Consider the following 6,447-nt stretch of genomic DNA (forward strand, 5'->3'; position numbering starts at 1 on the left):
ACGGCCCCAAGACGCTCGCCCGGATCCTGCGCCTCCAACGCGCCCTCGGCCTGGCCCGCGCCGGCGTCCCGCTCGCCGACACGGCGGCCCGGACGGGCTACGCGGACCAGTCCCATCTGGCGCGCGAGGTCCGGGAGTTGGCGGGGGTGCCGGTAACGGTCCTGCTGTCCTAGGCGAGCGGCGCGAGCAGGTCGACCCCGTTGCCGTCCGGGTCGTGCACCACGGCGTACCGCTGGCCCCAGAAGGCGTCCCAGGGCTTCAGCTCCCCGTGGTGGCCGGCGCCGACCAGCTCCTCGTACACCGCGTCCACGTGCGCCGGGCTCTGGCAGCGGAACGCCAGCGCCGTACGGCTGCCGCCGGTCGGCGGGTGCCATGCGGGGTGGAAGGAGCGGATGGTCGCCTCGGTGTCGAGCACCAGGAGCAGCCCGCCGGGCAGTTCGACCTCGACGTGCGGCGCGTGCTCGGAACCCTCGGGGAAGGCGAGGCCGAGCCGCCGGTAGAAGGCGATCGAGGCGGCCATGTCGGAGACGGCGAGGCCGATGAAGGCGAGCTGCGGTGCGGGTGTGCTGTTCATGGCCGTCACCGTAGACGGCGGCCGGGCGGACGGTCTTGAAGGAATCGGACATCCGCGGGCGGGGCGCGGACCGTACGAGGCCTCCCCGGGCGCGACTTCCGAGGTATTCATCACCGCTCGGCACGATACGACCTCAAGCACCGGGGGCGACCCCTAGCCTTGTGCGCGGACCTCCGCGACCGCAGGCCCGCGATCGGCCTAGGAAGAGGGCGGAACGCCGTAGTCCGAACAGCACTTCCCTCCTTCAAGGTCCTTCGACATTCTTCAAAGTCACACTTCGTCAGCAGCTCCCGAGCCCCGCACGGGACGGCGGGGCCGGGTTCCCATCCTTCGACGGGGAGGCTTGACCATGAGTCGAACGAGCAAGCACCGCCCAAGAGTTCTCATAGTCGGGGCAGGCCTGGCGGGCACCGCCACGGCGATCAGGATGCTCCACTTCGCACGCAGGCCAGTGGAGATCGTCCTGCTGGAGCGGAGATCCGACTACCGCTCCGCCGGCGTCGCCTACCACCGGGACGGCAATCCCTGGGACCACGTGTTCAACATCCAGGCGGGCCGGATGTCGGTGTTCCGGGAGGACGTCCTCGACTTCGTCCGCTGGGCCAACGACGAGGCCGACCGCCGCGGCTGGCCGGAGCCCTGGGTCGAGCACCGGTTCGTCGAGCACGGCCCGGCACCCCGACGGCTCTTCCAGGACTACCTGTGCGAACGGCTGGCCGAGGCGAGGCGCCAAGCCCGCCCCGGCGTCGTGCTGGTCGAGGCGGACGGCGAGGCCGTCGACATGAACGTGCGCCCCACGGAAGTGGAGGTGACGATACGTCAATTCTCCATGGCCGACGAGGGCCGCAGCCCGGAGGCGGCCGTACTCCCGGCCGAGCGCGTCGTCCTCGCGACCGGCCTCGAACTCAGGGAGCCGCCGTTCGCCGCGGAGGTGCTCAAGCACGGATCCTTCGTGCGCAACCCGTACTCCGCGGACGGTGTCCGGAGGCTCGTGGAGCTCCCCTCCGAGGCGACCGTCGCGATCGTCGGCTCCGTGCTGAGTGCCTACGACTCTGCGGGCCTCCTGCTGCGGCAGGGCCACACCGGGCGGATCCATCTGATCTCCAAGACCGGGACGATGTTCCGGGTGTACCCCGGCGGCCACGAGCACGGGGTGGTGCGACTTCCTTGCCCGGCATCGCTGTTGGAGCCGTACCGGAACCGCGAGGAGTTCCTCGCCCGGGTCCGGGCCGAGTGGGGCGCGGCGTGCGCTTCGGTCTCCCGGGACCATCCCGACGTCGACCCGGTGGTGGTCGCGGAGCGGGTGGCCAAGGCGTGGGAGCCGCACCTTCCCGAGGCCATCGAGCGCATTCCCTCCGGGGAACTGCGAAGCCTGCTGGACGAGTTCGGCACCGCGATAGCCGCGGTGCGGGTCGGGGCGGTGGAGTACACGATGGCGGTCATCGAGCGCGCGATGCGCCGGGCGGACGGATCGGTGGAGCTGGTCGTCGGCAAGGTGGAGGGAATCACCCCGGCGGAGTCGGGCCGACTGGTCGTGTCGGTCGCCTCCGCGGGGGAGGGCTCGGACGGGAAACGCGCCATCGAGGCCGACCTGGTGGTGTCCAACTTCGGCCGGGAGTCGGACTACAGCAGGGTCGACCAGCCGCTCTGGAGGAACCTCCTCCGGAAAGGGATCGCGGCACCCCACGGACGCACCGGGCGCGGCCTGGACGTCGACGAACGGGGGACGCTGCTGAGCCCCGGCGGGGAGCCGGCCGGTCCGATCTCCGCGGTCGGCGTGCTGAGGGAGGGGGACGAGATCGTACGGAACGGCCGGACCGGCGCGTTCGCCTTCAATCTCGCCGCCATCAAGAACCAGTCGATCGCGGTCGCCGCGCACGCGATCGGGCAACTGGAACTGGCCGAAGAGGGATTGGCTCAAAAAGAGGCCCAACACGCTGATGGTGTCGGCAATTTGGAGGAAGCGGACCGGGAGGGATTCGAGGACGCTGTCATTCTGGAGGTGAGGAGAATGGCCGCGCGGGTCCGGAGCGAGCGGGAGTCGCTCGATTCCCGGCTGGACGCCCGTATCCGCTCCATGCGCGGACGTCCGGCCTCCCCGGCGGACGCCTCCCGGCATGACCGGCTGGTGAGGACGGCCGTCAACCGGGCGGCCGTCGAACGACTCACCGATGTCTCCGTGACACCACGGCAGCTGCGCCGACAACTGGGGATAGCGAACTCCATAGATCTGGAGGAATAGTTGAACGGGCGACGGATTCAGGGATTCCTGCTGACCGGTGGTACGCAGAGCGAATTGCGAGGCACCTGCAATCGGACCAGAACTCCACGTGAGGGATCCATTCTCGTCGCCCCTTCCCTGGAAGCGGGTCTGTACGAAGCGATCGTGGCCGCCCGTGCGGTCGTCTGCGGTTCGGGTGGACTGACCGGCCACATGCAGTCGCTCTGCCGCGGCAGGGGCATACCCGTGCTCCGCGTCGACCAGGAGGATCTCGCCCACCTGGTCGGCGAAGTGACCCTGGACCTCGAAAGCGAGTCGATCGTCATCGGCCCCGGCACGAGCGCCGGGGCCGATCCGGGCTCGGAGCCCCGGAGCCCCTCGTCGGACGATCTCGGCTCGGCGTGCGCGGTCATCGCGGACCTCCAGGACATCCGTACGATCAACTCGTGCGGCCCGAACGCGCGGAAGGTCGGCTCCTTCTTCATCCGGGAGGAGTTCCTCTGCCTGGCGGCGGGGCTGAGTCCGCTCGACGCCCTGGACGGGGGCCCGGCCGACACGGCGGTCTACGGGCGGGCCATCGCGGACCGGTTGTGCACTTTTGTCGAGGCGCTCCTGCCCGGCCAGCGGCTGGTCCTGAGGCTTCTCGACCTCCGCTCCGACCACGCCGCCAGCGTCACCGAACAGGCCCCCGTCGCGGTCGAACCCAACCCCGAGCTGGGCCTGCACGGCGCGCGCTGGCTGCTCGGTTCGACCGCCTACCGGGACGCGTTGCACGCCGTGCTCGGCGCCCTGCGCGAGCGGCTCGGCGACGAGGCGGGCCGCGTGCACCTCTCCGTCCCGTTCCTCAACGACGCGGAGGAGTTCACCCAGCTCAGGACGCACCTCGAACTGCCCGCGGACGTACCCCTGTCCGCGTTCATCGAGACACCGGCGGCGGTGCACGCCACTGCGGAGATCTGCGCCGCGGGCGCCAGCGAACTGTTCGTCGGGGTGAAGGACCTGGTGCAGTTCTACCTCGCCGCGGACCGCGGCAACCACCTGGTGGCGGAGTCCTACCAGACCCGGCACCCGGCCGTCCTGGACGGAGTGCGCAGGGTGGTGGAGTCCGCGCACGCCGCCGGCACCCCGGTGCGGGTGTTCGCACTCGGCGCCGACCTCGCCCACTACCTCGACCACGTGCCGACCCCGGACGGCTACATGATGTGCACCGCCGAACTCCGGCAACTGCTCCTCCAGCCGCAGCCCTGACCGGCCGGCCGCGGGCCTGACCGGCTCAGCCGCCGCCGTAGGTGGCCTGGGTGACCGCGAAGACGTTGCGTCCGCCCGTGGTCTCCTGCAGCGACCACAGCAGGTCGGGGTTGGTGGCGTCCTCCCAGTAGGAGAGGCTCTCACCGCCGCTCACCCAGCTGAAGGTGGCGGGGCCCGCGGTCGGGGTCCAGTAGTAGAGCTTCTTCTGCCCCGAGGAGTTGAACCACCAGCGGCCGTTGTGGGACGCCACGCCGTTGAGGTTGTACCAGGGCAGTTGGAGGGCCTGACTGGCGGTCGTGGTCGCAGCGAACGTCGTCGCCCCGGCGGCGAACGGGAAGCGGACCGCCCTCGGCGGGCGGTTGGGGTAGCTGGTGCAGCCCGACTGGCAGGTGTACTCCGTCATCACGATCGACTTGCTGACCCGGTCGAGGGAGATCGACGACCACACCAGGGCGTTGCCGGACGGCGCCTGCGACGTGACCGTGCCGACCTGGGGCAGCACGTAGGCGTAGTTGTGGGCGTAGTAGACGGTGCTGGACTGGCGGCCGATCTGGTCGGCGGTGCCGCCGGTGTCGGTGTTGAGGATCTTGCGCATGTCGAAGACGCGCATGCCGTGCCCGGTGTCGGCGACGTAGAGGTAGTCGCCGTACCAGGAGACGCCGCCGGCGTGGATCGGGATGTCCTTGAAGTCCGGCGCCGCCGCGGTGCCGGTCGGCTCCACCAGGAGGATCTTGCGGTAGGTGTTGGGGTAGGTGGCGTCCCAGTCGACCAGGGTGATCCGGCTGCGCTGCTGGGCGCCGTCGCAGCCGTCCTTGGTGTACCAGCTCACCAGCACGAGCTGATGGCCGTCGTAGTTGCCGCTGTTCGCGGTCCCCACGGCGTCCCGGCTCGTCGTGATGCCCTGCGGGAAGCTCTGGCAGTCGGAGTTGTCGCCGTCGTCGAACCGGAAGCCGGTGGACAGGCCACCGACGGAGAAGGACGAGGGGAGCGCCTGCCGGTCGTGGTTCGCGTTCTCCATCACCGTGTGCACCGGGGAGGTCCCCAGCGCCGTGACGAGGGCCGAGTCGAGCGCGTCGAACCGGTGATAGTCCGCGGTGAGGGTGTAGTCGGACGCGGTCAGGTCCGTCGGCGCCGCAGCAGCCGCCGCCGGCGACGCGCCGACGAGCGCGCCGGTGACGAGCAGCCCGGCTGCGAGCACCGCTCGTGCCGCGGTTCTGACATGACGAATCATCAGGTCGAGCCTCTCCACGTGAACGGATCAACAGGCCCACTCACGCTATGAGCGCGCCGAGCCTGTCCGCAACACCCCGAAGAGCCCAGGCCCCCCGAAACCACCGGCTGCCGCCCTCCACGTACGGGGTCGGCGGCACGTGAACGGGCCGACTACTTGCTTCCTGGCGTCCACTTCATGCCGAGTCGGTATGCCCGGGAGATGACGTCCTGGATGCCCGGGCCGTCCTGCGGAGTGAACCACCTCACCTCGCGCCCGACGACGAGTTCGCCCTTCTGCCGCTTGATCAAAGCGATCGCACACGCGTGTGCCTGCGGCGGGCACTCGTCGAGACGTACCTCGAACCGGTCGCCTCGGTCGGAGGTGAGGGTCACCACCGCGTCGAGGCCACGGAAGTCCCCGGGGCCGTCATAGATGTAGACGAAGAGCAGCAGCTTCGAGAACTCGGCCTGGTGATCCAGATTGATCACGAGGTTCTCGCCTGCGGCCCGCGCGCCGGTCCGGTCGTCCGCGTCCAGCGCGACGTACGGGAAGTGGCCCACCGCGCCGAACGAGTCTCCCAGTGCCTGGACAACGGTCTTGCTGCCGTTGCTGAACCTGATCATGCAACCGAGATCGAGGTCCACGTCTTTGGTCGTTCCGGCCCGCAATGACGCCCGCATCCTCTGGAGCAAGCCTCGCGCTTCCCCGGCCTCCCGCTGTGCAGCGGCCTTTGCTGAGGTCCAGTTCAGGTTGACCCGGATGAGACCGGACGTCACGCCGTGCTTGTCCAAGGAGACGGTAGGGGACGCTTTCGTCAGGACGACTGCTCCGGAGGCCATGGGGGCGGCACCCTTCTGGGAGAACGGGTAGGACGGGGTGGGCCGCCGGACCTGCGGCCCGGGGCCGGTGCTGGGTGTGGTGGACATCGAAGTCTCGGTCCGTGCCGACAGGATGGACGTTCGCTGATTCGTGATCGCTCTGTCATCGGATCGCTCTCCAAGAACAGGCGGTGCGCGGAGCCGGCGCAGCGATCTCGCCAGGGCAGTGCTGCTGCAAGGGCGAACCGTGGCAGAGGAACGACGAAGGCCCGGACCGCGTGGTGCGGTCCGGGCCTTCGATCAAGGCGGAGGATACGAGATTCGAACTCGTGAGGGGTTGCCCCCAACACGCTTTCCAAGCGTGCGCCCTAGG

The 6,447-nt window shown here is 69.7% G+C and carries 6 protein-coding genes; 3 read left to right on the forward strand and 3 right to left on the reverse strand.

Features of this window, described 5'->3' with window-relative positions:
• On the forward strand, positions 1-173 hold a 173-nt coding region (locus tag J0670_RS26335; RefSeq protein WP_207814163.1), incomplete at its 5' end, for a helix-turn-helix domain-containing protein.
• Here the strand turns inward: J0670_RS26335 and J0670_RS26340 are convergent.
• On the reverse strand, positions 170-574 hold the full coding sequence (locus J0670_RS26340) for a VOC family protein (protein WP_207814160.1): 405 nt from the start codon (positions 572-574) through the stop codon (positions 170-172). The two genes, J0670_RS26335 and J0670_RS26340, sit on opposite strands and share 4 nt — an antisense overlap.
• A gap of 349 nt (positions 575-923) precedes the next feature.
• Between J0670_RS26340 and J0670_RS26345 the strand changes: the two genes are divergently transcribed.
• Together J0670_RS26345 and J0670_RS26350 are read left to right on the forward strand one after the other, a co-directional pair.
• Positions 924-2,816, forward strand: a complete 1,893-nt coding sequence (locus tag J0670_RS26345) for an FAD/NAD(P)-binding protein (RefSeq protein ID WP_207814161.1) — start codon at positions 924-926, stop codon at positions 2,814-2,816.
• Positions 2,817-4,043: a putative PEP-binding protein gene (locus tag J0670_RS26350; protein WP_207814162.1), complete on the forward strand. Its 1,227-nt coding sequence runs from the start codon at positions 2,817-2,819 to the stop codon at positions 4,041-4,043. It abuts the gene before it with no gap.
• Between the two features lie 25 nt (positions 4,044-4,068).
• Here the strand turns inward: J0670_RS26350 and J0670_RS26355 are convergent, their stop codons facing one another.
• Together J0670_RS26355 and J0670_RS26360 are read right to left on the reverse strand one after the other, a co-directional pair.
• Positions 4,069-5,241: a hypothetical protein gene (locus J0670_RS26355; RefSeq protein WP_307806698.1), complete on the reverse strand. Its 1,173-nt coding sequence runs from the start codon at positions 5,239-5,241 to the stop codon at positions 4,069-4,071.
• A gap of 185 nt (positions 5,242-5,426) precedes the next feature.
• Positions 5,427-6,047, reverse strand: coding sequence for a hypothetical protein (locus tag J0670_RS26360; protein ID WP_243437543.1), 621 nt, complete (start codon positions 6,045-6,047; stop codon positions 5,427-5,429).
• Positions 6,048-6,447: the final 400 nt, after the last annotated feature.

It is taken from the genome of Streptomyces sp. FH025, from assembly GCF_017427025.1.
GTDB lineage: Bacteria > Actinomycetota > Actinomycetes > Streptomycetales > Streptomycetaceae > Kitasatospora.

Coding starts and splice junctions, on each gene's coding strand:
- J0670_RS26340 (WP_207814160.1), bottom strand. CDS start 574: ATGAACAGCACACCCGCACCGCAGCTCGCCTTCATCGGCCTCGCCGTC.
- J0670_RS26345 (WP_207814161.1), top strand. CDS start 924: ATGAGTCGAACGAGCAAGCACCGCCCAAGAGTTCTCATAGTCGGGGCA.